Source organism: Blautia parvula (genome assembly GCF_020215665.1).
In the GTDB taxonomy this organism is placed as follows: domain Bacteria; phylum Bacillota; class Clostridia; order Lachnospirales; family Lachnospiraceae; genus Blautia; species Blautia celeris.
This window is the reverse complement of sequence record NZ_CP084061.1, coordinates 1,338,235-1,362,437: the sequence shown is the minus strand read 5'-3', so window position 1 is coordinate 1,362,437 and position 24,203 is coordinate 1,338,235. Positions and strand designations below refer to the sequence as shown.

The following is a 24,203-nucleotide window of genomic DNA, read 5'->3' as shown; positions in this document are numbered from 1 at the left end:
TCAGGATTGGAACACAGAGCGTCATTTGGAAAGAGAAAATGGCGCTCTTTTTTTGTTGACTCAGTATAAAGGAGCTTGTAAATAGATGGAAAAATAGGTATACTACATACGGGCAGAGCCGTCTCTGCCACATATCGCGCCATATACGTGTTTTAGTTTTAAAATAAAAGGAGTGTGCCAATATGCCAGTATTTGATTTCAGCAACAGTTCAGACGACAAAAAGAGTAATGAGTTCCATTGTACATACACGGTATTTCGTTCCAATGAGAACGCTGCTTCACCCCAAAAGCCCATCCTGCTTCTGGACAATCATAAACGGGAATGGAAACATCATTCCTGTGGTGTCTTTGCAGATCAGGATAAGCAGACGGTATTTGAGTTCAAAGAGGAGGACGGTACGGTACCGGCAGATATTCTCAAAGTAGACGCCCGCTTTGTCAGCCTCCTTCACTGGCTGGGTGAGAACCGCATTAATGTGCGTCTGTCCGGCAAGAACATGGAAGACGGGTATGCAGTCTACAAGATTCGGGAAATTGCTTTCGGAGGAGGGACAAAGCTCTCCGCAGAGGATGGATTTCTTCAGTTCATGATTGAAAGATTACTGGCAGGCAGTGCACCTGCAGAGGAGATTGAGGACGAGGACCAGGAGGAGACCGGTGACAGCATGAAGCTCACCAGCCTGCAGAGCATAACGGATTTTATGACCTGTGCGGGTAAGACTCTGCCTGATAATATACGCCTCTGGGCCAGAAGAAACCTTGCTGTCGCACGCTCCCATGAAGTCTCCCCGGAGGAGCGCAGACATGCGCAGCGTGCACTTTCCATTATGATGAATATTCAATGGAAAAACAATTATTTTGAAGCCATTGACCCTCAGGAAGCGCGCAGAATTCTGGATGAAGAGCTCTACGGCATGGAAAGGGTGAAGCAGCGGATCATGGAAACGATCATACAGATCAACCGCACACATACCCTCCCTGCATACGGCATTCTGCTGGTGGGCCCTGCGGGCACGGGAAAATCCCAGATCGCCTATGCGGTTGCCCGCATTTTAAAACTGCCGTGGACCACCTTGGATATGAGTTCCATCAACGACCCGGAACAGCTCACCGGAAGCTCCCGTATCTATGCAAATGCAAAACCGGGAATCATTATGGAGGCATTTTCTATGGCGGGAGAATCCAACCTTGTCTTCATTATCAACGAGCTGGATAAAGCGTCTTCCGGAAAGGGGAATGGAAATCCGGCGGATGTGCTTCTGACCCTTCTCGACAATCTGGGCTTTACAGATAACTATATTGAGTGTATGGTCCCAACAGTCGGCGTGTATCCCATAGCTACAGCCAATGATAAGGAGCAGATCAGCGCACCGCTCATGTCAAGGTTTGCTGTCATTGATATTCCGGATTACACAGCGGAGGAAAAGAAAATCATATTTTCAAAATTTGCCCTGCCAAAAGTCCTGAAACGTATGGGCCTGCAGGAAAAGGAATGCGTTGTGACTGCAGAGGCTGTTGACGCAGTCATAGAAAAATATGCAGATACGACAGGTATCCGTGACCTGGAACAGGCGGCAGAGCACATGGCGGCCAATGCGCTGTATCAGATAGAAGTGGACCGTGTGGCAAAAGTAGTTTTTGATGGGGAGATGGTGAGACATCTGCTGGCATAATAAAGTTTTGCTTAAGAGCGAACAGAAGGGTACCATGTATTTCATATCTTATGCCGGTGATATCTGTTATGAATTAATACGCTTTAAAAGCGCTTGCTGGAATGGTGAACACCCGTAAGGAAGTAATTTAATCATGTTGCAAGACGGCATAGCTTAGGCTATGCCGTCTTGCCTTTTCTCTGCCGTTCAATCGTCTGCTTATCCTCGTCCTGTTTCAGTTCCCCGATGAAGTTCCAAACAATCTCCACCTTTTGGCGGCGGTGCCCACTGGATTTATCGGGAGCATGGACGATGATTTTCTTCACAAACTCGTTGACGATGGTGAGCGTCAATTCTCGTATTCCCACATACTTGCGTATAACGGCGGCGAAGTTGTCAAAGTCGGCTTTGTCCTGTTCGTAGCTGTTGACCGCCGCTTGCTCGGACTTTACAAACTCTGTCAGTTCTTTCTGCTCCGCCTCATACTCGAAGGATAGTTTCAAAAACCGTTCGTGAGTGATTGGCTATGGAGTTACTCTCTCCGTCCAAAGCGTTCTCTTGGCTTAAATGGGCATATAAAGCTGTAATATTGTCGGGATAATTTGTCGTTGTCATGTGTTCATTCCTCCTGTAATGAACGCCCGACAACCAGGTTGCTACCGTTATTATATCGGACTTTCTTTTCCCTGTCAGTAGGCGATGTGACGGTTTCCGATTTTATGAGCCGTTCCATTTTGTCATAGAGCAGTTCATCGCCGCCGCAAACCGTAGATATTTCATAGAACGTACCGCCAATTTTGTGTGTAACCGTTTCATTCAGCGGATTGCCCCGTTTTGGTAATAAATCGCTGTTCTTATCTTTCATATTCCGTTCCATTTCTTTCCCGTCCTTTGTAGTTTGGTAAGGGTGAGAAGTATCGCAGCAAGCATAGGAAAAGGGTACCCTTTTCCGAAAAATGCTCCGCATTTTGCTTGTTGGGATATTCCCCAACCCCTTCAATACCCTCTCCACCGTAAAATGAAAAATGCCAAAGTTTTTGAGGATATTGAGAAATATTTTTCTCTTTCTCTCTACCACGATTGAACATCTGCTTTACCAAAGATTTGAGAAAGATTATTTCTTTCCTTACTACCTACAACACCACACTTTGTGTTTTTGCCAAAGCTTGAGGCGAAAAAAGCAAAAAAATATTCGCCTGCTCAAGATGAGTAGGCGAACAGGGCGGTTGTGGTGGAAATGTTCATAGAGGTATGGTAAAATATATCATAAACAGAGCGACAAACGGGAATTTGCGGAAGTACGATGATGGATGGAAAATGATGAGAATACAAGGTGTTCTTGATTTTTCTCTCATAGGTATATTGTCAAAAATTTCAGCTGTATTGGCAGATAATAAGATTGGTATTTTTGCTGTTTCTACTTTTAATACGGATTATATTCTCGTTAAAGAAGAAAACTATGATAAATCATTGAAGGTACTTGGAGATGCAGGCGATACCATTGTATAATGATGCAAATTCCGAGTTGTCGGGATGAAAAAATATGAATTTAGCAAGGAGGTTTCTTTATGAAAGTTATAGTTATAGGAGCATCAGGGCATATTGGAACTTATTTGATTCCAATGCTGGTGAATGCTGGGTACGATACGGTTGCCATCACACGAAAAATGACACCACCATATGAGGATGCACCTGCGTGGCATACGGTTAAGCGTGAACAGATGGATAGAGAAAATGATGTTGATTTTATTCAGAATCTGAAGTCAATGGAACCAGACATCATTGTTGACTTGGTGAACTTTAACATTAAGGAGACAAGAAAAATTGTCGAAGGATTTAAGAATACAAAGCTGTCTCACTATCTATATTGTTCGTCTTGCTGGGCGCATGGAATGGCTGAGACGATACCTTTTGACCCTGATGATTTGCGAAAGGAACCATTGGATGATTATGGGAAAGATAAGTTTGCCAGTGAGATGTACCTAAAAGAACAATATCGGCAGAATGGTTTCCCGTCAACAGTTATCATGCCAGGACAAATATCGGGACCTGGCTGGGCAATTATCAATCCATGGGGAAATACCTCAATTAAGGTGTTTCAGGACATTGCAGACGGTAAGGAAATTGCACTCCCCAATTTCGGGCAAGAAATCCTTCATCATGTACATGGTTACGATGTTGCTCAAGTATTCTATAAAGCAATAACGCACAGAAATCAAGCACTTGGAGAATCCTTCGATGCAGATGCAGCAACTCATATCACGCTTTATGGCTTTGCAAAGCATCTATACGAATACTTTGGGCATGAAGCGAAAATCAAGTTTCTTCCGTGGTCAGAGTGGTGTCAGTATGAGGGTAGTCCAGAAGAGTGCGACCACACATACTATCACATTGTAAGAAGCGGTGTGTTCAGCATTGAAAAGGCGAGAACTCTTTTGGAGTATCAGCCTAAATACACTTGTATTGAAACAATTGATTTGGCAGTCAAGAGCTACATTGACAGAGGACTTATAAAAGTCGATTAAATTCCGATTTGGCGAGATGCAATTGAAACAAGGAAAGGGGCAAGACTTTATGAAAATGTCAACAGAAAAAATTGATACGATAATGTTTGCCCCTTGCGGTATGAACTGTAAGGTATGTTATAAGCATTGCTATCATAAAAAACCATGTGCTGGATGTTTGAAAAGCGACCAAGGAAAACCAGAGCATTGTCGTAAATGCAAGATAAAAGAATGTATTAAGGATAAAAGATTGACCTATTGCTTTGAATGTTCTGATTATCCATGCAAACTGATAAAAAATCTCGAAAAAAGCTATAACCAAAGGTATCAGGCAAGCCTTATGGAGAACAGTGAATATGTACAACAAAAGGGATTAGAAGCATTTATGGAACAGCAGAAAGAGAAATATACCTGTTTAAAATGTGGGGGAATTATATCAATCCACGATAGAGAATGTAGCGAGTGCCAAGAAAAAATGAAATAGCAGATTTCCGATTTGTCGGAGAGATAGCAGAGCCATTCAGCATTGTCAACGATAAAATAAACGGCTGTCGCCGTCGTTGGCAATACTGCCTGTCCCTGCTTTACAGGTAATCAAGAGGGCGAAAGCAACAAGTGCTTTCGCCCTCAAAATATCATGGGTTTATGTTACGAAGTAGACGCAAAAAAGCCTTGCTTTATGCGGCTTTGCTGGCGCAGAAATGAGGCGGTAAGGGTTTTTATACTCCCACCCCCGAAAACGACGTTCTATTGCGTAACATTCGCCCTTTTAGCACAAGCATATAAAGACAGAAAGAACGGGCAAGAAGCTGTTGACTCCTTGCCCGTTCCTCGTTGCAACTCTGTTTGTCAGCCGTTAAGTTGGTTTTGTGTGGTACTTCCTTATCAGCTTTATCCTAAAGTGCAGGCGCTTTTTTAAAAAAGAGAGCTGACACAAATCCGTCAGATGTTAATTTTGTTTTACTCGTCAATTCTTTACCTAAACTCTTTTTAAAAACCTCCTCGTAAAAAAGACGACCCACAAAAAGCAGGTCAGCAGACCAAACAAAAAGGAAAAGAGACTTGCCCCGTCCATCAGCAATTTTCCAATCCAGAAAGACGGAAGAAATGCCATTATGAAATGATATGGAGCAGGTATGAACCATATTAAAATAAGCCCTGCAAAGCTAATCCCCATCAGTTTTGAAAGCGCAAGACCTTCAACGCGGTTTCCGGCAATGGAGACCACCATCATGGCTAAAAAGATACCGGTAAAACTGCTGATAACCGAACTCGACAGAAGGATTTTAAAAGAAAAGGATGAAAGTTTGAACACTGCAGCAACTGTCATGGTAATAAAAAACGCCCATATCATGGGAAGTCCGATACGTGCAAATAAATAGGAACGGCCCTCTGCAGGCGTGATCTGATAAAAGGCACTTAACCCCTCATCTCTCTCTTCTAAAAGCAAAAATGCAGATATCATTGCGACAAACATAGGTGTCAGACAAATCAGCATACCGTCCATCAGACCATACCAGGGCGTGATGGAAAAGGCGAATTTTTTAATCAGTATGGTATTGATATATGGAATAGCAAACTTAAAAAATATTCCGGCTAAAAACGGTGCCGGAATCAGAACGAGCAGCATGCCGTCTTTTGCTATCTGTCTTAATCCGATTTTAAAAAGTTTTCCTGTATGTTTCATGTGCCTCCGCCTCCTTCTGATTCCAAAGCAGCTCCAATCCGTTTGTCAGCCAAAAACAATGCGATGCCAAGCCAGATAAGAAGATTCATCCACATCCGGCCATGGATACTCCGGGAGCCGTGGACAGAAAGGTTGATCAAATGCCACAGTGCCGTTCCCGGAAAAATCTCTAAGAGCGGATGCGTGATTCCAAACGCTGTGAGGACCGGCGGCATTGACAGCAAAACAGCAGGAAGCAAAACGATGATCATATAATGATTGACTGAACGGGCAAAGGATGCCGCCATCAATCCCATGAGATTAAAGACAACTGCGCCAAGGAACACACTGAAGGATAAGAGCACAAGATTCACCCCGGTTCTCATGGCAGACAGAACGATCAGGTCAGCCGATACCGTTGACAGAACTGCCAGAGATACGGATTTGGACCACACATATTCCACAGGCCGAAGAGGGGAAACACTCCAGAAACCATGCAGGCCTTCCCCTTTTTCAAGCAGCCAGATCCCGCCCATAAAGAAAAGGCCGAGCATTGCGGGGTCTGTTAAAATGATGAGGGATGCGGTTATACTTTTATATTCCCGGGGGGTGATCAAAAGCACAGCTATGTACACGGCGCTGAAAAAGGCATATAGAAAATAAAAACCATATTTCATCTGAAAACGAATATCGTTTTTTAAGGCATTTAAGAGTCTCATTGCAGCCCCCTTCCGGTCAACGCAATAAATATATCCTCAAGTGTTTGTTCTTTTGAATGGATACTTGTCAGGCAGCCTTTTTTCAGCGCTGATTGGAAATCCTGTGAATGGACAAGTTCGGAAAGCGTGCAGACCTTTCTTATCTCTTTTCCGTTTTCCGAAAAACTGTATTCCACTTCGGTATCGGCTCCGCTTTTTCGCAGAGCATGGGGAGAGTCAATTGTTTTAATGGTTCCGTCAACAATAAAGGCGACACGATCACACAGCTCCTCTGCATCGTGCATGTTATGGGTGGTGAGAATGATAGTTTTTCCCATTCTTTTCTGCTCTAAGATCATGTCTTTCAGTATTCTGGCGTTTGCCGGGTCAAGACCGCTGGTAGGCTCATCCAGGAAAAGGAGTTTCGGCTCATGAAGCAGGGAGCGCACAAAACCAAGCCGCATTTTCATGCCTTTAGAATAATCCGCTACCTTTTTATCCGCGTCATGGCGAAGACCCACCTTTTCTAAAAGCTCCATCGGGTCCAGGGGCTTGCGGGAATAGAGGGACGCGAAATATTTTAAATTTTCGGCAGCAGTGAATTTACTGTAAAAATTGGGGAACTCAAAATCCACACCGATATTTTCATAATAATCACTTGTTCTGTTCTTCATCTCTGTATCAAAAACACGAACATTTCCGCGATAATTTCTAAGAGTCCCCGTTAAGATTTTCTGCATGGTACTTTTTCCTGCGCCGGACGGACCGAGAAAGCCAAATATCTCGCCTTGCTGAACAGCAAAACTGATTCCGCGAATGGTATCTGATTTGGCAGATGGATATTTTAGAAAGACATTTTGAACATCAATCACCTTCATCACTTATCATCTCCTTTAACACACCGTCCAGAATAAGTTCCATGATCGTCTGTTGATCAGCAGCGTTTTCCTGCTGCAGATTCAGGAAACTGATGGCAAGTGTCTGCAGTGTTTTTGTCGCTATCTCAATGCCGCATTTGAAATGAACACCATATTCCTGAAGCTTGATAAGTTCATGTCCGTCATCCTTTGTATGTGCTTCGATCACTTCAGGGGGCAGTTTGCGGTATAAATAATCAGCCGTTTCACTGTTGGCTTGTTTCAGCATGGGATACCGCTGTAATTCTTTGAACATCCAAAGAAAACACTGTTTGCAGAGCTCCTTTGGCGGTAATGAACGGTTTTCATTTAAAAACGCATCCATTTCCCGCCACATTTTAAACTGCAGATTTCCGGCAATGTCCATGTAAAGGTGCTCTTTATTGGAATAAAAAGAGTAAAAGGAACCTTTGGCAATACCGGCAGCCTGTACGATCTCGTCAATGGTCACCTTTTTTATTCCATATGAAGTAAACAGCCGTTCTCCTTCCTGCATCAATTTCTGCTTTATGATTTCTTTTTCCGCGTCACTGAACTTTGGCATAGATTTATCCTCCAATCTATATGACTAAATAATATGTTTTAGTCATATAGATTATATTCCTTGTATTTGGCTTTGTCAATGGAAGAGTTGGAAAATCCCGAGGCAGCCAGTACGACATGGAATCGAGTGTCCCATGTCTGTACATTGCGAAGCCTGTTGCCGGACAAGGGACAGTAACCCAGGGGTGTGGAATTACGCCTGAATCGGCAGAAAAGAAATGACTTTCCTATATGTCTGTGATAAGATATGGCTGATAGATATGGAATTTGTATAAAAAACGCAGGGATAAGCTGATTTATATTTTAGGGGGGATGCTGCACATGGTATTACTGGTGATTGATACGCAGAAGCTTATTACAAACACGGATTTATATCACTATGATATATTTGTATCTAATGTAAAAAAACTGATAAAAACGGCAAGAGAGACACATACGGAAATCATATATGTCCGCCATGACGATGGGGCCGGCCGGGCATTGACAAGGGGAACGGAGGGTTTTGAAATATATGAAGAATTTAAGCCGTGTAAGAATGAGAAGATTTTTGACAAAACCGTAAACAGCCCTTTTAAAGAGACCGGGCTTCTGAAATATCTAAACGAAAAGCAGGTTGGGCAAATGATCGTGGTGGGGCTGCAGACGGAATATTGCATAGACGCTGCTGTCAAATGCGGTTTTGAACACGGATTTGAAATTATCGTACCAAAAGAGTCCAATTCTACGTTTGACAATGCCTATATGTCTGCAGAAGAGACGTATAAATATTACAATGATTTTATTTGGAACAAAAGATACGCAAGCTGCATTACGGTACAGGAAACCATGGAAAGAATGTGCCGATAAAATGCAGGCCCTGATAATGGTTAGAAATAGAAAGTGAACAGGTATATGTCAAAGCGGCATATGCCTTTTTTTCTGTAAAAAATGTGAGTAAATGCCCGTTTCCTTATAAAATCCTTAAAATTGCCTGCTATCATAACATCAGTAAAGAAAAAGGAGGCAAATTATATGAAACAGAGTATAGAAAAATCGGCGGCTAAATGTCAAAGGGAGGAGCGTATGACATCCGAGTATATCATAAAAACCCAAAATGTTTCTAAAAAGTTCAAAAAGACATATGCAGTAAAAGATTTGTCACTGTCTGTGAGGAGAAATACAGTCTACGGCTTATTAGGGCCTAATGGTGCCGGCAAATCCACCCTGCTGAAGATGATCACAGGGATTATAAGACCGACTTCGGGTGAAATACAATTCTGCGGTCACCCCTGGAAACGGAAGGATTTATCGGTTATCGGTTCCCTGATCGAATCCCCTCCGCTGTATGAGAATCTAACGGCATTTGAGAATTTAAAAGTGCGGGCTGCCCTGATGGGAATCGGGAAAAACAGATGTTATGAGGTACTGCAGAAAATGGATTTGGCAGATACTGAGAATAAGAAGACATCGGAGTTTTCACTGGGAATGAAACAGAGATTAGGGATAGCCCTGGCACTTCTGAATAATCCTCAGCTACTGATCCTGGATGAGCCAACCAACGGGCTGGATCCTTTTGGCATTGAGGAACTGAGAAAGATGATCCGGACATTCACGGAGTCGGGGATATCTGTCATTGTATCCAGCCATATTTTAAGCGAAGTACAGCAGGTTGCTGATGACATAGGGATCATATACAATGGCTCCCTTCTGTATGAGGATAAGATTGACGCGAATGAGGATCTGGAACAGTTATTTATGGATATTATCAGAAAGGAGCGTGCGTCCTGATGTTACAAATTTATTTAAAAGCAGAAAACATGAAATATAAACATTCCCTGTTTCAGAAACTTGCGATTGTGATTCCGGTGGTCCTGATTTTGACCTCCATGGTATTTATGTATATCGGTATGGGGTTGGGAGGTTTTTCAAGTGTCATGGTCTGCAATTGGTCCATGCCGATTGCGGCATTGTCCGTTGTGTTTATGTGCCATTTGGTAAACAATAAGGAAAAGAAGCACCAATACCGTACTTTATACAGCCTGCCCATTGACCTGAAGAAGACATTTGTGTCTAAAACAATCTTGATTGCAGGAAATCTTTTGGTCATATCATTGGTGCTGGCGATTGTCACGATTATCTGCGAATGCATTTTGTCCGGTTTTGCAGACGCGGTTCGTCTTGCAGGGTGTCATATCCTGGGTTACTGCCTATTATGGGTATCTCTCTTATGGCAGATTCCGTTCTGTTTATTTTTGGAACAAAAAACGGGATTTGTCGCTTCGATGATCATCAATCTGTTTGCCAGTGCAGCAAGCGGGCTGTTTCTCTACCTGACACCTTTGTTTTGGATCTTTCCATACAGTTGGCCGGCCAGATTTATGGTTACGGTCTTTGGCGTATTGACAAACGGATTGTTGGCTGAACCGGGATCAAGATTGATTTTAAATAGGGGAGAAAGTTTATTGCTGGTGCTGCTGAGCCTGTTTGCTGCCTTCGCTCTTACGGCTTTCTATTCCCGCTGGTATGAAAGGCAGGTGTATCGGAAATGACGGTCACAAGGGAGTTCCTTTCCAATTTTACAAAGATCAAACGGACTCCAATGCTGTTGCTGCATTTGCTGACACCCATTGTGATCACAGCCTTATTTTTGCTTTACTACGGTTCTGCCGGATACCGCATCATTCCCGATGTGCGTTCGTTCTTCCTTTTGCTGCAGATAGGGTATCCCATTTTTGCAAGCATGGCTGTGTCGATTTTCATTCATTTAGACAGGAATATAAACGGGCTTCAAAATGCGCTGGGACTGGTGGAGTCCCGAAAATGTGTGTATCTGGGGAAATTGTTCTTTCTGCTGTTCCTTTCGGCTGTAAATGTGATACTATATGAGGTGTGTTTTTATATTGGAGTCAATTGGTTTTTAAATAGCAGCATAATACATTTTGATTTTTATCTTGCGGTTTTTTGTATATTTTTATTCTGCAATCTGTTTTTATATCTGCTGCACATGGCAGTTGCTTTTCGGTTTGGGTCCAGCGTTTCTGTTTTATTGGGAGTATCCGGAACCATTTTAGCAGGTATCTTTGAGAATCCCATGGGTGATAAAATCTGGACCGCTATTCCGTGGGAATGGGGAGTTCGATTTTTAAAAGAATGTATGAATGTATCAGGCATACCCGTTTTTTTCGAGGTGGTTTTGCCTATCATTATAACTTTAGCGATTCTGGTTCTAACCACCCTCTGGTTTGACAGATGGGAAGGGAAAGTGACTCAGGAGTAAAGTAATGAGGAAAAATGAATGAAACTTATTATATGAGGAGAGTAATTATGCCGAAATTGTTAGTGGTCGATGATGACCCCGATATGCTGGATCTGGTGCGTGCTGCCCTGGAAAGGGATGGACATCAGGTTGACACGGAGACAGATGCCGCTACTGTACAGCCTGCCAGATGCCGGATGTACGACCTTTTGCTGCTCGATGTAATGATGCCCGGGGAGGATGGCTTTTCCCTTTGCAACCGTATCCGGGCAGAGGTGGACTGCCCCATACTGTTTCTGACGGCAAGAGCCGAAGACGCTGCCCTGATACAGGGCTTTGGACTTGGCGCGGATGATTATATTAAAAAGCCTTTCCGCATAGCAGAGCTGTGTGCGCGGGTAAATGCCCATCTGAGACGGGAACTGCGCCAGCCAACCCACACCCTGAGACGAGGCGGTGTGCGTTTTGATATGCAGGCGAAAGCAGCCATGGCAGGTGAGCACGTACTGCCTTTTACCAAGAGTGAATATGCCATCTGTGAGCATCTGGCACTGCATGCCGGACAGGTGTTTACCAAAGAACAATTATATGAAGCAGTTTTCGGTTTTGATGCGGAGGGGGATGCGTCGGCTGTTGCAGAGCATATCAAAAATATCCGTGCCAAGCTGAAAACGGCCGGCCTTAGTCCGATTGAAACTGTTTGGGGGGTGGGGTATAAATGGCGAAAAGACAGCGTTCTGTAAGCCTTTCCTTTGTGCTTTTACGTTTTGCCATAGTTATGCTTGGCTGTACACTGTTGTGCGGTATGATATGGTCTTCCGGTTTGTCGCGGTTTCAAAATACCGGTATTGTTTATCGGGGAATCGTTCCCAGCCAGCAGGTGGAAAAAATGCTTGCCGGTAAGCCGGAGACCTTTCATTCTCCCGGTGAAGATTTTCTGGCAGAGTACGCTTTATTTGGAAAAAACGGTGAAGTGCTGGAATGTAATGTAAAAGGAAAAATGCTGAAAGCTTTAAAAGATCTTCTGCAGGAGGAATCTCAAGAGGCCGATACTTTGCGGTATACCTATGCGGATGGGAGTACGGTGATTTTTCACTGGTATTACAGAGCAGAGTTTGCTGACCCTGTGCTGCGTAACCGGCTGCCGCCCTTTGAATACCTGTGGATTGCTACATTTTTTGCGGCAGTGGCGTTCTGCGTACTGGGTAATACCCTGTGGCTTCGCCGGCGCCTGGCTGCCAGGTTAAAGCTGTTCAGTGAGGTGAGTGAGAAGGTAGGAGCCCAGGAACTGGATTTTGTGATTCCACATGCCGGAATCCGTGAGTATGACCAGGCGCTTGATGCTATGGAGCATATGCGGGAGGCACTGTACAGTTCCCTGTCCTCCCAGTGGGCGGCACAGCAGGAACGGGAGACCGAGATCGCAGCGCTGGCCCATGATCTGAAAACCCCGCTCACTCTTGTGGGAGGCAATGCGGAACTTCTGCTGGAGGAAGAGCTTTCTGAGAACAGCCGCAAAATGGTGAAAAAGATCCTGTCCGGCAATGAACGGGCAAAACAGTATGTGGCCAGCCTGCTGGAAACCGCAGCCGGCACGGAAGAGACATTTGCATATACCAGCCTGCCTGCTGTGTTCGAGGAACTCTGCCGGAATACAACAGGGATTGCGGAAACAAAGGGAGTCCGCCTGCAAGCCCAAAACGGCCTGGAGGGTGGTGCGGAGATTCAGAAAGAGCATTTGCTGCGTGCCCTTGGCAATGTGGTACAAAATGCCATAGAACATACACCGGCTGGAAAGAATGTATATTTGGAAGGCAGTATGACGGACAACGGATGGCAGATTGTTGTGCGTGATGAGGGAGAGGGGTTCAGCAAGGCTGCGCTGCGTCATGCAACCGAGCGCTTATGGCGCGGAGATGCGGCACGCGGGGCGGATGGACACAATGGCCTTGGACTTTGGTTTGCGGCAGAAGTGGCAAAAACGCATGCAGCACAGTTGGAACTGCGCAACTGCAAGACAGGCGGGATGGTTATATTCAGCTTCAGATAAGCCGGCAGGAAATTATTTTAAATGCAGATCACCCCACTGTTTTATCACTTCCAGAACCGACATGAAGCTTTCGCCTAAGTCCGTCAGCGTATACTCTACGTGGGGAGGAACCTCTTTAAAATCGTACCTGTTGATAAAGCCGTCAGACTCTAATTCCCTGAGCTGTTTGGTCAGTGACGATTCTGTTATTCCACCTATATGACGACGTAACGCACCAAATCTGCGGACATTCTGCAGGCCGATATAATAAAGGATTTCGATTTTCCATTTGCCGCCCAGTATTTTTTGAACGGTTGATATGGTTAGGCATCTCTGTATAGATTGTTCTGTTTTTTTCATATTTGTTCTGCTCCTTTTCTGTATTATATAAGATGGATATGTAAAAATCAATGTACAGTATTTAGACAGGGTACTACAAAAAAGTACAGTACTTTTAATCCTCGTGTACAATGATATAATCTGTGTAGAATATAGGAAAGGAGACAAGAGATGCATTATACAGGAACAGTATGGAGGCCGCCATATGAGGCATCTTCATTACTTATAGAGGCCACAGCCGGATGTACGCATCACAAATGTAAATTCTGCACGTTATATGACGATTTACCCTTCAAATTCAGAATGACGCCGCCGGAGGTTGTGGAAGCCGATCTAAAAGAAGCAAGGGAGCAGTCTCGCTTATGGAATTATAATAGGGCAGCACGTGTTTTCCTTGTGGGAGCCAATCCGTTTGTCTTAAGTGCGGCCCGGTTATTGGAAACGGCGGCTCTTATCTGCAAATATTTTCCGGACAATAAAAGTATTGGCTGTTTTTCAAGAATTACGGATATTACTTTGAAAACAGACGGGGAGCTGGCGGAATTACAGAGAGCAGGTTATGATGGGCTGACCATAGGTATTGAAACAGGGGATAATGAGGCGCTGAGGTTCATGAATAAAGGTTATGAAGCGCAGGATATTCTCACACAGTGCAGGCGTTTGGATAAGGCGGGTATCAGCTACAATTTCTTTTATCTCACCGGTATTTCGGGTGCAGGAAAAGGAGAAAAAGGAGCATATGATACTGCAGCTATATGTAATCAGTTACAGCCAAAGGTCATAGGGGCGAACATGCTTACGATTTATAAAAACGCAGAGCTTTATCAGGAGATTCAAAACGGGAATTGGCAGGAAGAAACAGAAATTGAAAAATATAAGGAACTGAGAACGCTTGTGGAGCATTTAAATATTCCTGTATGGTTTGCTGCGGGCGGGGCGTCAAATGCAATCCCAATTCAGGGGTATCTGCCGCGGGACAGGAAAAAGGTATTGTCTGTTCTCGAGGAAATCATACAAAATGTGAAGGAAGAAGAATTAAGGGATTACCGAAAAAATCTCCGCCATTTATGACAGCAATAAAAGTAATTTAAGGAAGTGATTTTATGCATTTTACAGGCAGAACGTGGCGGCCGCCATATGAAGCCGATTCATTTATTATACAGGCAGCTTCCGGCTGTACATATCATAAATGCCGGTTCTGCAGTCTTTATAAGGAGGAATGTTTTCGTATGGCACCTTTGCGTGAGTGGGAGGAAGATTTAAAAGAATTGAGTTCTTATCAGCCCACTGCCAGAAGAATTTTCTGGACAGGTGCCAATCCGTTTGTTATGAGTTTTGACAATCTGAAGACAAGAGCGCTGCTGGTACATGAGTATTTAAAAGAATGTCAGACGATGGCCATGTTTGCAAATATAAGGGACATAAAGGATAAGAAAGTGAAGCAGTTAAGGGCACTGAGAAGGCTGGGAATCAATGGTCTTAGTATCGGAACAGAATCAGGTGATAATGCTACACTGCGGTTAGCCAATAAGGGGTATACGGCAAAAGATATTATTGACCAGTGCCGCAAATTAGATGAAGCCGGAATAGAATACTATTTTGTTTACATGACCGGACTGGCCGGTAAAGGAAATGGCCATCGAAATGCGGTAAACAGCGCAAAAGTTTTCAGCAAGGTAAATCCCCGCTTCATTTCTGTAGATTCCCTGACGCTCTTTGAGGGAACCGAGTTATATGAAATGGCCGAGAGGGGAGAATTTGTGCCTGCCGGTGAAAAGGAACGCTTGGAAGAACTGCAGATCTTTATTCGGAATTTGCAGATCAGAGTGCATTTGTTCGCCAATAGTGTATCAAATTTTTATCCGACTGCTGCTTATCTGCCCAGGGACAGAGAACAGGTGATTGGGGAACTGCAGTATGTTCTTGATACTGTGGGGGAAGAGGAAATGCAGAGGTATAGAAAGAATTTAAAGTCATTGGGATAGGAAAGAAAGCGTATCTGTGATAAAATACGGACAGCAGATAAACGGTATTTATGCAGGAGCAGGAGAAGATATGGTAGAAAATGTTTTGCGGGAAGTTGTTTCCGAATTAAGCGGACTGCCTTTTGTGGAAGGGATTGTTTTGGGCGGTTCAAGGGCGACGGGTATGGCGATAGAAAGTTCGGATATTGATGTGGGGATATATTATGACAGTCATTTGATCGATTTTAGACAGCTCAATCTGATTGCTAAGAAGTTGGATGATGAAAGGCGGGAAAACCTTATCTGCAGCGAAGGAGAGTGGGGAAACTGGGTTAACTGCGGAGGGTGGCTGACCGTACAGGGATATGATGTGGATCTGATTCTGCGTGATATAAAACGTGTAGAGGCGTGTGTTGAACAGACAGATGCAGGGGATATATCCATGCATTATCAGACAGGACATCCGCATGCGTATTTTAATGTGATGTACCGCGGGGAACTGGCATCATCAAAGGTATTGTATGGAAATGAAAAATTAAAACGATTGAAAGAAAGAGCGGAATGTTATCCGGAAAAATTGAAGTCAGCACTCCTGTCCTTTTTTATGTTTGAAGCAAAATTCTCGTGTACACTGGCAAAGAATTATATGAATAAAGAGGATATATATTACGGGATTGGTCATATGTTCCGTTCCGTTTCTGCTCTGAATCAGGTGATCTTCGCGTTGAATGAGATTTATTGTTTGAATGAAAAGAAAGCTCTGAAGCGTATCACAAATTTTCCGGTTTCTCCATATAATTACAGTGAGCGAGCAAATCAGGCTTTGATGCTGAATGAAGAAAATATGATGGAACATATTGAGATGATAGAGCAATTGTGCTGTGAGGCGGAAGATTTGCTTAATCAGCAGATTCGGGCTTATTGATAAATGAAAAAAGGTATTGAAAAAGTAATCTGATTAAAATTTTTTGGAGAAATGACATGGGATATCAAACGTTCCATGTCATTTCTGCGTTTATGACGGGGATATGTGAAAATGGCATGTGCCTGAGTCGGACAGTTCCTTTTGGCCCTTTCTTATATCGCGTTTTATGATTTGCATAGAGCGCACAGGTTCCTCCCACAGAGGACTGTGGGCAGAGTTCTTAAATGTATAAAAAGCCTTTAGCGGGGCTTTCATTGTTTCGTAATAGTTTTTCTGTAAAGAGTAACAACAGGTATAATCGTATATGCCACCAAAGAAATAAATGGGAATTTCAAGATAGGGAACTTCAGCATAGGCATTAAACTCCATACGGTCAGATCCAACCGGAGAAGCTGCTGTAAACTTCTTTCCGCGCCAGATATTGAGTCTTTCAAGAGGCGTATAAACTTTGCACCGAAGGCTGGGTAAGAAAATGCCTGTGATAACAGATTTCATAGTGTGCATGGTCCCCACACCAAGATTGTGCATGGCATGATCCCGCAGTGGTGACAGGCAATACTCTTTATATGCCATTTCAGAGAATGCGATTTGATATTTTTCAAAGGCTTTTACCATTCTGCCATGGTTCATCTGACGGTATTGTTCAAGCATAAATTGATATGCAGTAATCTCAGATTCCGATTGATTAACTATTTGGGACATGGCAATATAAGCATGATAAAATTCAGGATGCCTAAATGCTGCCTGAATCCCGATGCAGGTGCCAAAGGAGTGGCCCATGAGATAAATCTTCTCTTGAGAAAACCTGTTTCTTAGATATTTGGTTACAGCGGCAGCGTCAGACAGATAGCATTCGGTTGTCAGGGAATCAACATTGATATGAGAATTATAAGAAATGGATGTACCACGATATTCCAGGTAACACACAGTAAATATATCAGCCAGTTTTGAGGGATTTTGGTATTCCAGAAGATATTCCGGTATACCGGGGCCACCTCCGAGAAAGAGTAAAACGGGATTTGACCTGCTTTTTCCGGTTATGAGCAGTCCGATTTTTGCTCCGTCTACATCAATATAAGTTTTTTCTGATATGCTGTCAGGGAGAATCTTACCGTTATTATCATAGAATAACGGCATTTTTCCCGGACCGGGCGGAAATATAGCCCAGACTGCTATGACAATGCATATGATCATAATCCATATTGCCATTTTTCGCCCTCCTTTTTGCTGTTTTTTATGAAATAAATATTGTTTATTCTAAAATACTGAACTATAGTTCAGGTTAATTATATCTTGTTTGTAAGCAGATGTCAATATATTCTGAATTTTGGTTCACTTTTTCTTTCTTACTGGTATACTAATGATATTCTATATTTTCGACGGGAGGGAAGAAAATGGGCACAGAGCGTAAGAAACAGCAGCGGGCTATTGAGAGCAGGAAAAAACTTTTGGATTCTGCTTATGCGCTTTTTGCGGAAAAGGGGTATTACAATACCAATACGAAAGAAATCGTCCATTTTGCCGGTATTTCTATTGGTAATTTCTATAATTATTATCGGGATAAAGGTGATATTTACTGCGCTTTATTAGAGGATTACTGCAGCAACTCATGTAAGGCGATGAAGGAATTGCTGGACCAACTGGCAACATTTGAAGACAGAGCTGCTTGTAAGGAATTTCTGCTGAAGGATTTAAATTCGTTGCTGGAACGTTTTGATGGTACCAATAGGTTTTTTGAAGATTCTGTTATTATCGCGAAAGAGAACACAAGGGTACAGGAGATTATATCCAGGGCAGAGGAAGATTTCATTGCCATGGTGGAAATGTTTTTGAAGAGGCGTTATCCGGAAGTGCGGGAAGATTTCTATATCAGAGCCAGGATGATATATATCATTACAGACAGAATAGCGAATGATATTTCATGTATCGGAAATGTACAGCAAAAGAGAAAATATATGGATTTGTTTGCAGAGGAAATTCTTCGTTATACTTTTGATCTGCAGGTGTCAAACCAGGAATTTCAGGAGCAGACGGATATAGGAAAAGCATGATAATTGAAAATTGCAATTTACAATTCTTTGATTGTGTTTATCTGTGCAAGATGTTAAAATACGAATAATGACTTATGGATCATACAAAAATGGGGGTAGATCAATGCCTGTAAGTTACAATAAATTATGGAAAATCCTTGAAGAACGTAAAATGCTGAAAACAGATTTGATCAAAGCTGCAGGAATCAGTACCAATGCAATGGCGAAACTTGGGAAAGATGAAGATGTTCGTGTGGGCGTATTGATCAAGATATGCAAGACCCTGGATTGTAAATTAGATGATATTATGGACATTATTTGAAGGAAGATGAGTATGTTTAAAATTACGGAAGGCGACTTTAAAAACCAGATATACGGAGAGGAAAGTTATCTGTCAAATTGGCCGATGCTCTATATACTGGATAATGGAAAGCAAGCTTATATTGGAGAATCTAATCATGTAAAAAACCGTATGTCTCAGCATCATAATTCTTTAGATAAGAAGATTTTTGATAAGGTGCATTTTATTTATTCTTCAAAATTTAATCAGTCGGTTACATTTGATTATGAGTCAAAACTCATTCAGTATATTGCGGCAGATGAGCTTTACGAGGTTCGCAACAAAAATGCCGGAATGGCTGAAAAAGAATATTATGGCAAAAAAGAGTATGATGAAAAGTTTCAGGTCCTTTGGAGAAGATTACAGCGTGAAAAAATAGTAAAGCATTCTCTGGAAGAACTGGAGAATTCTGATTTATTTAAATATTCACCATATAAGGAACTGAACGGTGATCAAAGAACCGCTGTAGAAGAGATAATCGGTTCCTTAAAGCAAGATGGGAAGCAGACAATTGTAGTAAACGGCTGGCCGGGAAGCGGAAAGACGATCGTTGCTATCTTTTTACTCAAGTATTTACGGGACAGTGAAGAGTTTAAGGATAAAAAGATTGGCTTTGTTGTTCCGCAGACATCTCTCAGAAAGACACTGAAAGGTATTTTCAAGAGCATTTACGGTCTTAGATCATCAGATGTATTATCGCCATCAGATGTGACTAAACAGTTTTATGATATTTTGCTTGTAGATGAAGCGCACCGACTGCATCAGTATAAAAATATTTCATATATGGGCGCTTTTAAGAAAAACTGTGAAAAAATCGGATTGACAATTGAAAGTGATGAATTAGATTGGATCTTACATCAATGCAAATGCCCGGTACTTTTCTATGATGAAATGCAGGTAGTCGGCCCATCCGGAATCGATGTGAGAAGATTTCATAAGAAGATGGAAATCGAACAGACGAAGCGTATGATATCCTACTATAATTTGTTGACACAGATGCGGGTAAATGGCGGCAATGATTATATTGCATATGTAAAAAATATTTTATCAGGCAATGTCAGAGAAAAGAAAACATTTGATAAGTATGAATTTAAACTGATGACGGATTTTAAGGCATTTAATCAACTGATGTACCAAAAGGAAGAAGAAGTACAGCTTGTAAGAATGGCAGCCGGATATGCCTGGGAATGGATCAGCAAGAATGACAAAACAGTTTATGATATTGAAATTCAGGGTATAAAGAAACAATGGAATCATTGTACAGAGGGATGGGTTCATTCAAGCGAAGCGATTAACGAGGTGGGATGTATTCACTCAACACAAGGTTATGATCTGAATTATGCCTTTATCATTCTTGGCGAAGAAATCGGCTATGATCCGGTTAGCAAAAGTATTATAATCCGGCCACAAAACTATTATGATCAAAATGGTAAAAAGACTGTAGAATATGAGGAGCTTAAGGAATACATACAGCACATATATTATGTCCTTATGACCAGAGGAATCCGAGGCTCTTATTTATATGTATGTGATCAGGAATTACGAAAATATATTTCACAGTATGTTGATACAGTATAATTTGAAAAGAGGTATGGCAAAATGACTCAGGATACGATAAACGAAGTGTTAAAATTCCGAGATGACAGAGATTGGAAACAATTCCATAACCCTAAGGATCTGGCAATTTCAATCAGTCTGGAAGCTGCTGAACTATTGGAGGTGTTCCAGTGGAGTGCCGAAGATGTGGTGTGCACAGATAAGATTGATAAGATCAGAGAAGAACTTGCTGATGTAGTGAATTACTGCATCCTCATGGCAGATGCCTGCGGATTGGATTTGGATGAGATTGTTCGTGAAAAAGTGAAATTGAATAATGAGAAATATCCGGTGGAAAAGGCGTTTGGAAGTAAGGAAAAGTATACGGAATTAAAAGATAAATGATATTGTACTTTATAATAGGAGTTGATTTTTAGTGGGAACCAAAAAACCTACTGAACCTAGATTTTATGGAGAAGTGACAGAAAAAAGTCATAAAACCATGAGCCATATTCGTGGCAAGGATACAGCGATTGAAACAAAATTAAGAAAGGCATTGTGGAAAAAGGGATACCGATATAGAAAGAACTATAAAAATTTACCGGGAAGACCAGATATAGTTTTAACTAAGTATCGTATTGCAATTTTTTGTGACAGTGAGTTTTTCCACGGGAAAGATTGGGAAGTTCTACGGCCCCGCTTGGAAAAAGGAAGAAATCCGGATTACTGGGTGAAAAAAATCCAGCGTAATATGGAAAGGGATATTGAAAAAGATCAAGCATTACTGTATCTGGGATGGTCGGTTATTCATTTTTGGGGGAAAGATATACTAGAAAAACCAGAGGAATGTGTTCAAGTGATAGAGGAAGTGATCTTTGATCAACAAATGGAGAAGATAGATTTCGATGAGGAGATTTAAAATGGATTTTATATTAGAGTATGATGAGACGGATCCCATATCAATTGAAGAATATGGAAAAAAATTGGTTGGAAAAACATTTGCAGAGGTATGTGAAGACGATGATATCACAAAAGCCATGGTGGTTCGAGAAATTAATAACTACGAAGCAAAACATGAAAATAAAAAGAGAAAAGGTGGACTTGGTGAATTAATAGAAGAAAGATATTTTCACTATCAGGCAAATAATGATGCTAAACCAGATTTTGACAAAGCAGGGGTAGAATTAAAAGTAACACCATATAAGGTGAATAAAAATGGAACTATATCTGCAAAGGAGAGGCTTATTCTTACTATGATTGATTACTATTCAGTTGTTAACGAGACCTTTGTAGAAAGCCATATGTGGCAAAAGGCAAGATTGATTTTATTGATTTATTATTTGTATCGAAAAGAGATTGAAAATAGATTGGATTATAAAATTGGTTATGTGAAATTGTTTTCACCGGCAGAACAGGATATCAAGATAATTGAGCATGATTTTTATGTCATAAAAGAAAAGATAAAGGCTGGAAAGGCACATGAATTGTCTGAGAGTGATACGCTTTATTTAGGTGCAGCTCCAAAGGCGTCTAGCTCAAGAGATAGACGAAAACAACCTTTTAGTAGCGAGTTAGCAAAACCTAGGGCATTTGCATTTAAGAATTCTTATATGACCTATGTATTGAATAATTACGTCATTCCAGGCAAGATTACTTATGAACCAATTATCAAAGGAATGGCGGAAGCCTCTTTTGAGGATTATGTCGTAGAGAAGATAAATAAATATTGTGGGTATACCGTCAGAGACTTATGTGAGGAATTTCAGGTTGATTTCCAGAAAAAAACAAAAAATTTGGAAGCAATGCTAGCGTATAGAATCCTGGGAATTAAAGGAAATCATGCAGAAGAATTTGAAAAAGCTAATATTGTTGTAAAGACGATTAGGATAGAAAAGAATAATAAAATCAGAGAAAATATGTCATTTCCTACGTTTAAATTTAAAGAATTAGTAGAAGAGGAATGGGATGAATCTACTTTTGGAAACTATCTTCGCGAGACTCGTTTTTTGTTCGTTGTCTATAAATATAATGGAGAAAATGAATTAAGGTTGAAGGGATGTCAATTTTGGAATATTCCATACAAGGATTTGGAAGGTGATGTCAAATCAGTATGGGAAGCTACAAAGCAAGTAGTGCTGGACGGATTGGAGATAAAAGTCAGAAATGGGAAACATTATAATAATTTTCCTAAAGCATCTGATAATCCAGTATGTCATGTCAGACCACACGCAAGAAATGCTAAAGATACCTATGAATTACCAGACGGTAGAGAGTTTCCAAAACAATGCTTTTGGCTAAATAATTCGTACATATTGAGTCAATTAGAAAAAAGATTTTTGGAAAAATAGAAAAAGATCTTTACAAAGTCCCATATTTATCATACAATTAATCGGAATAGTTACATGTAAAATAATAGATTGAGGTGTTTTGAATGAAAAAAACTGTTTGTGAATTATTTGCAGGGGTAGGTGGATTCCGTTGTGGGTTAAACCATATAAAAACATTGGAGGATGTAAATAAAAAAGAAAAATGGGATACTGTCTGGTTTAATCAGTGGGAGCCAGCAGAGAAGAAGACACAGTATGCACATGATTGTTATGTATATCGATTTGGCAATAGATACGATATTAATGGAAATGATACTACAAATGTCGATATAGAAGAGGTTGATAAGTCTTCTATTCCTGATTTTAATCTTCTGGTTGGTGGATTTCCTTGCCAAGATTATTCGGTGGCTTCATCATTGGCTACATCAAAGGGTCTAGAAGGAAAAAAAGGTATCTTATGGTGGTCCATACGAGACACTATAGAAGCAAAGCAGCCGCCATTTATATTACTTGAAAATGTTGATAGATTATTAAAATCCCCAGCGAAACAGAGGGGAAGAGACTTTGGGATTATTTTGGCTTGCCTTAGAGATCAGGGATATACGGTCGAATGGCGTGTGATCAATGCGGCAGATTATGGATATCAACAGCGTAGAAGACGTACCTTTATTTTTGCCTATAGGGATGATATGAAATACTGTACTACCATTCAAGAAAAAGTTGGATATAAGTATAGTGATAGTTTAGAAGCACAGAGAATAAGCATGGGTAAACTTTTGCTGAAGGATGGATTCTTTGCTGAAACATTTCCTGTCAACGATGTCGATAATAAAAAAATTTTGATAACGAAACTCCCGGATGGGATAGGAGAGTTATCTGAGCATTTTAGTTTTGGATTTGAAAATACAGGGATTATGAAAGATGGAGTTGTATATAGTGTTAAGACAACTCCAAAATTTGATGGTACACAGATAACGTTAGGAGATATTATGGAAACAGGAGATGTAGATGAATCCTATTTTATCTCAGAAGAAAAGCTTTATTATACGGATCCATTGGTTACGAGAAGTGACGAAACAAAGGGAAAGCTACCTAAAGAAGACCGTCAAACATGGCAGTATTTGAAAGGGGGGAAAAAACTATCTAGAAAATCATCGAATGGTCATGAGTATATTTTTTCTGAGGGAGCCATTGCGATGTTGGATAGTTATGATAAACCTGCCCGTACCATGCTGACATCAGAAGGGAGTTTTAGTAGGACAACGCATATTGTAAAAGATAAACAGACAGGAAGAATCCGATTGTTAACAGCTACGGAGACAGAACGTATACAAGGATTTCCAACAGATCATACAAAATTTTGTTTGGTCAATGAAGAAGTTGTAGAAATGCCAGTTAAGAAAAGACGTTTTATGATGGGGAATGCATTGGTAGTAAATTTGATTGAGGATATGGAAAGAACCCTTGATGCTATTTTCGACCAGGAGTAACAACTTAA

General features: G+C 41.4%; 27 protein-coding genes and 1 pseudogene. 20 read left to right on the top strand and 8 right to left on the bottom strand.

From position 1 onward, the window contains the following. The first annotated feature begins 182 nt into the window (after positions 1 to 182). Complete coding sequence (locus LC508_RS06480; protein WP_033140472.1) at positions 183 to 1,673, top strand: AAA family ATPase; 1,491 nt, start codon at positions 183 to 185, stop codon at positions 1,671 to 1,673. 158 nt (positions 1,674 to 1,831) lie between these two features. Here the strand turns inward: LC508_RS06480 and LC508_RS06475 are convergent, their stop codons facing one another. Together LC508_RS06475 and LC508_RS06470 are read right to left on the bottom strand one after the other, a co-directional pair. Continuing rightward, positions 1,832 to 2,155 carry a DUF4368 domain-containing protein gene (locus LC508_RS06475; protein ID WP_033140471.1) on the bottom strand — a complete coding sequence of 108 codons (324 nt, stop codon included), beginning with the start codon at positions 2,153 to 2,155 and terminating at the stop codon, positions 1,832 to 1,834. A 116-nt stretch (positions 2,156 to 2,271) separates the two neighbouring features. Further along, a complete protein-coding gene (locus LC508_RS06470) occupies positions 2,272 to 2,529 on the bottom strand; it encodes a hypothetical protein (RefSeq protein ID WP_033140610.1) in 258 nt (85 codons plus the stop codon). 419 nt (positions 2,530 to 2,948) lie between these two features. On the opposite strand from LC508_RS06470, the pseudogene LC508_RS06465 reads away from it, so the two are divergent. The 3 genes and pseudogenes from LC508_RS06465 to LC508_RS06455 all read left to right on the top strand — a co-directional run. Further along, a pseudogene (locus LC508_RS06465) lies at positions 2,949 to 3,161 on the top strand (ACT domain-containing protein); the annotation flags it as partial. A gap of 59 nt (positions 3,162 to 3,220) precedes the next feature. Then, the gene (locus LC508_RS06460) at positions 3,221 to 4,177 is read left to right on the top strand and encodes an NAD-dependent epimerase/dehydratase family protein (protein WP_103730920.1); all 957 of its coding nucleotides are present in this window, start codon (positions 3,221 to 3,223) and stop codon (positions 4,175 to 4,177) included. A gap of 49 nt (positions 4,178 to 4,226) precedes the next feature. Further along, complete coding sequence (locus tag LC508_RS06455; RefSeq protein ID WP_054351235.1) at positions 4,227 to 4,640, top strand: DUF3795 domain-containing protein; 414 nt, start codon at positions 4,227 to 4,229, stop codon at positions 4,638 to 4,640. Between the two features lie 495 nt (positions 4,641 to 5,135). On the opposite strand, the gene LC508_RS06450 is transcribed toward LC508_RS06455, so the two are convergent. The 4 genes from LC508_RS06450 to LC508_RS06435 are packed head-to-tail and all read right to left on the bottom strand — an operon-like array spanning position 5,136 to position 7,981. Further along, positions 5,136 to 5,843, bottom strand: coding sequence for a hypothetical protein (locus LC508_RS06450; protein ID WP_054351132.1), 708 nt, complete (start codon positions 5,841 to 5,843; stop codon positions 5,136 to 5,138). After that, positions 5,840 to 6,541: a fluoroquinolone export ABC transporter permease subunit gene (locus tag LC508_RS06445; RefSeq protein ID WP_033140468.1), complete on the bottom strand. Its 702-nt coding sequence runs from the start codon at positions 6,539 to 6,541 to the stop codon at positions 5,840 to 5,842. Before LC508_RS06445 ends, LC508_RS06450 begins: the two co-directional genes overlap by 4 nt. Next, positions 6,538 to 7,392, bottom strand: a complete 855-nt coding sequence (locus LC508_RS06440) for an ABC transporter ATP-binding protein (protein WP_054351236.1) — start codon at positions 7,390 to 7,392, stop codon at positions 6,538 to 6,540. Before LC508_RS06440 ends, LC508_RS06445 begins: the two co-directional genes overlap by 4 nt. After that, complete coding sequence (locus LC508_RS06435) at positions 7,385 to 7,981, bottom strand: TetR/AcrR family transcriptional regulator (protein ID WP_054351133.1); 597 nt, start codon at positions 7,979 to 7,981, stop codon at positions 7,385 to 7,387. Before LC508_RS06435 ends, LC508_RS06440 begins: the two co-directional genes overlap by 8 nt. A gap of 320 nt (positions 7,982 to 8,301) precedes the next feature. Between LC508_RS06435 and LC508_RS06430 the strand changes: the two genes are divergently transcribed. The 6 genes from LC508_RS06430 (at position 8,302) to LC508_RS06405 (ending at position 13,265) form a co-directional block, all read left to right on the top strand. Beyond that, on the top strand, positions 8,302 to 8,826 hold the full coding sequence (locus LC508_RS06430) for a cysteine hydrolase family protein (protein ID WP_054351134.1): 525 nt from the start codon (positions 8,302 to 8,304) through the stop codon (positions 8,824 to 8,826). Between the two features lie 216 nt (positions 8,827 to 9,042). Then, the gene (locus tag LC508_RS06425; protein ID WP_103730928.1) at positions 9,043 to 9,747 is read left to right on the top strand and encodes a lantibiotic protection ABC transporter ATP-binding protein; all 705 of its coding nucleotides are present in this window, start codon (positions 9,043 to 9,045) and stop codon (positions 9,745 to 9,747) included. Continuing rightward, positions 9,747 to 10,508, top strand: a complete 762-nt coding sequence (locus tag LC508_RS06420) for a lantibiotic immunity ABC transporter MutE/EpiE family permease subunit (RefSeq protein ID WP_103730919.1) — start codon at positions 9,747 to 9,749, stop codon at positions 10,506 to 10,508. The genes LC508_RS06425 and LC508_RS06420 overlap by 1 nt, the downstream gene beginning before the upstream one ends. Beyond that, positions 10,505 to 11,236 carry a lantibiotic immunity ABC transporter MutG family permease subunit gene (locus LC508_RS06415; protein ID WP_103730918.1) on the top strand — a complete coding sequence of 244 codons (732 nt, stop codon included), beginning with the start codon at positions 10,505 to 10,507 and terminating at the stop codon, positions 11,234 to 11,236. Before LC508_RS06420 ends, LC508_RS06415 begins: the two co-directional genes overlap by 4 nt. Positions 11,237 to 11,283: 47 nt before the next feature. After that, complete coding sequence (locus LC508_RS06410; protein WP_103730917.1) at positions 11,284 to 11,958, top strand: response regulator transcription factor; 675 nt, start codon at positions 11,284 to 11,286, stop codon at positions 11,956 to 11,958. Then, the gene (locus tag LC508_RS06405) at positions 11,934 to 13,265 is read left to right on the top strand and encodes a sensor histidine kinase (RefSeq protein ID WP_103730916.1); all 1,332 of its coding nucleotides are present in this window, start codon (positions 11,934 to 11,936) and stop codon (positions 13,263 to 13,265) included. Before LC508_RS06410 ends, LC508_RS06405 begins: the two co-directional genes overlap by 25 nt. Before the next feature lie 12 nt (positions 13,266 to 13,277). On the opposite strand, the gene LC508_RS06400 is transcribed toward LC508_RS06405, so the two are convergent. Beyond that, positions 13,278 to 13,604 (bottom strand): winged helix-turn-helix transcriptional regulator, encoded by a 327-nt coding sequence (locus LC508_RS06400; protein WP_054351136.1) that lies wholly within the window; start codon positions 13,602 to 13,604, stop codon positions 13,278 to 13,280. A gap of 150 nt (positions 13,605 to 13,754) precedes the next feature. Here LC508_RS06400 and LC508_RS06395 point away from each other — a divergent pair, with 150 nt between their 5' ends. The 3 genes from LC508_RS06395 to LC508_RS06385 are packed head-to-tail and all read left to right on the top strand — an operon-like array spanning position 13,755 to position 16,472. Beyond that, on the top strand, positions 13,755 to 14,654 hold the full coding sequence (locus tag LC508_RS06395) for a radical SAM protein (RefSeq protein ID WP_054351137.1): 900 nt from the start codon (positions 13,755 to 13,757) through the stop codon (positions 14,652 to 14,654). A gap of 32 nt (positions 14,655 to 14,686) precedes the next feature. Further along, positions 14,687 to 15,568 carry a radical SAM protein gene (locus LC508_RS06390; protein ID WP_033140459.1) on the top strand — a complete coding sequence of 294 codons (882 nt, stop codon included), beginning with the start codon at positions 14,687 to 14,689 and terminating at the stop codon, positions 15,566 to 15,568. Positions 15,569 to 15,584: 16 nt separating this feature from the next. Then, complete coding sequence (locus tag LC508_RS06385; RefSeq protein ID WP_225305332.1) at positions 15,585 to 16,472, top strand: nucleotidyltransferase domain-containing protein; 888 nt, start codon at positions 15,585 to 15,587, stop codon at positions 16,470 to 16,472. A gap of 90 nt (positions 16,473 to 16,562) precedes the next feature. Here LC508_RS06385 and LC508_RS06380 read toward each other — a convergent pair whose 3' ends face one another. Beyond that, a complete protein-coding gene (locus LC508_RS06380; protein ID WP_054351138.1) occupies positions 16,563 to 17,681 on the bottom strand; it encodes an alpha/beta hydrolase in 1,119 nt (372 codons plus the stop codon). 185 nt (positions 17,682 to 17,866) lie between these two features. Here LC508_RS06380 and LC508_RS06375 point away from each other — a divergent pair, with 185 nt between their 5' ends. The 7 genes from LC508_RS06375 (at position 17,867) to dcm (ending at position 24,195) form a co-directional block, all read left to right on the top strand. Then, positions 17,867 to 18,523 (top strand): TetR/AcrR family transcriptional regulator, encoded by a 657-nt coding sequence (locus LC508_RS06375; RefSeq protein ID WP_103733101.1) that lies wholly within the window; start codon positions 17,867 to 17,869, stop codon positions 18,521 to 18,523. Between the two features lie 103 nt (positions 18,524 to 18,626). After that, a complete protein-coding gene (locus LC508_RS06370; protein WP_033140458.1) occupies positions 18,627 to 18,824 on the top strand; it encodes a helix-turn-helix domain-containing protein in 198 nt (65 codons plus the stop codon). A gap of 12 nt (positions 18,825 to 18,836) precedes the next feature. Continuing rightward, positions 18,837 to 20,420: a DNA/RNA helicase domain-containing protein gene (locus LC508_RS06365; protein WP_103733102.1), complete on the top strand. Its 1,584-nt coding sequence runs from the start codon at positions 18,837 to 18,839 to the stop codon at positions 20,418 to 20,420. A 21-nt stretch (positions 20,421 to 20,441) separates the two neighbouring features. Further along, positions 20,442 to 20,783, top strand: coding sequence for a nucleotide pyrophosphohydrolase (locus tag LC508_RS06360; protein WP_033140456.1), 342 nt, complete (start codon positions 20,442 to 20,444; stop codon positions 20,781 to 20,783). Between the two features lie 31 nt (positions 20,784 to 20,814). Beyond that, positions 20,815 to 21,297, top strand: a complete 483-nt coding sequence (locus tag LC508_RS06355) for a very short patch repair endonuclease (protein ID WP_033140455.1) — start codon at positions 20,815 to 20,817, stop codon at positions 21,295 to 21,297. Position 21,298: 1 nt separating this feature from the next. Beyond that, on the top strand, positions 21,299 to 22,726 hold the full coding sequence (locus LC508_RS06350) for a Sau3AI family type II restriction endonuclease (RefSeq protein ID WP_033140454.1): 1,428 nt from the start codon (positions 21,299 to 21,301) through the stop codon (positions 22,724 to 22,726). Positions 22,727 to 22,809: 83 nt separating this feature from the next. Continuing rightward, positions 22,810 to 24,195, top strand: coding sequence for a DNA (cytosine-5-)-methyltransferase (gene dcm, locus LC508_RS06345; protein WP_033140453.1), 1,386 nt, complete (start codon positions 22,810 to 22,812; stop codon positions 24,193 to 24,195). Positions 24,196 to 24,203 lie beyond the last annotated feature (8 nt).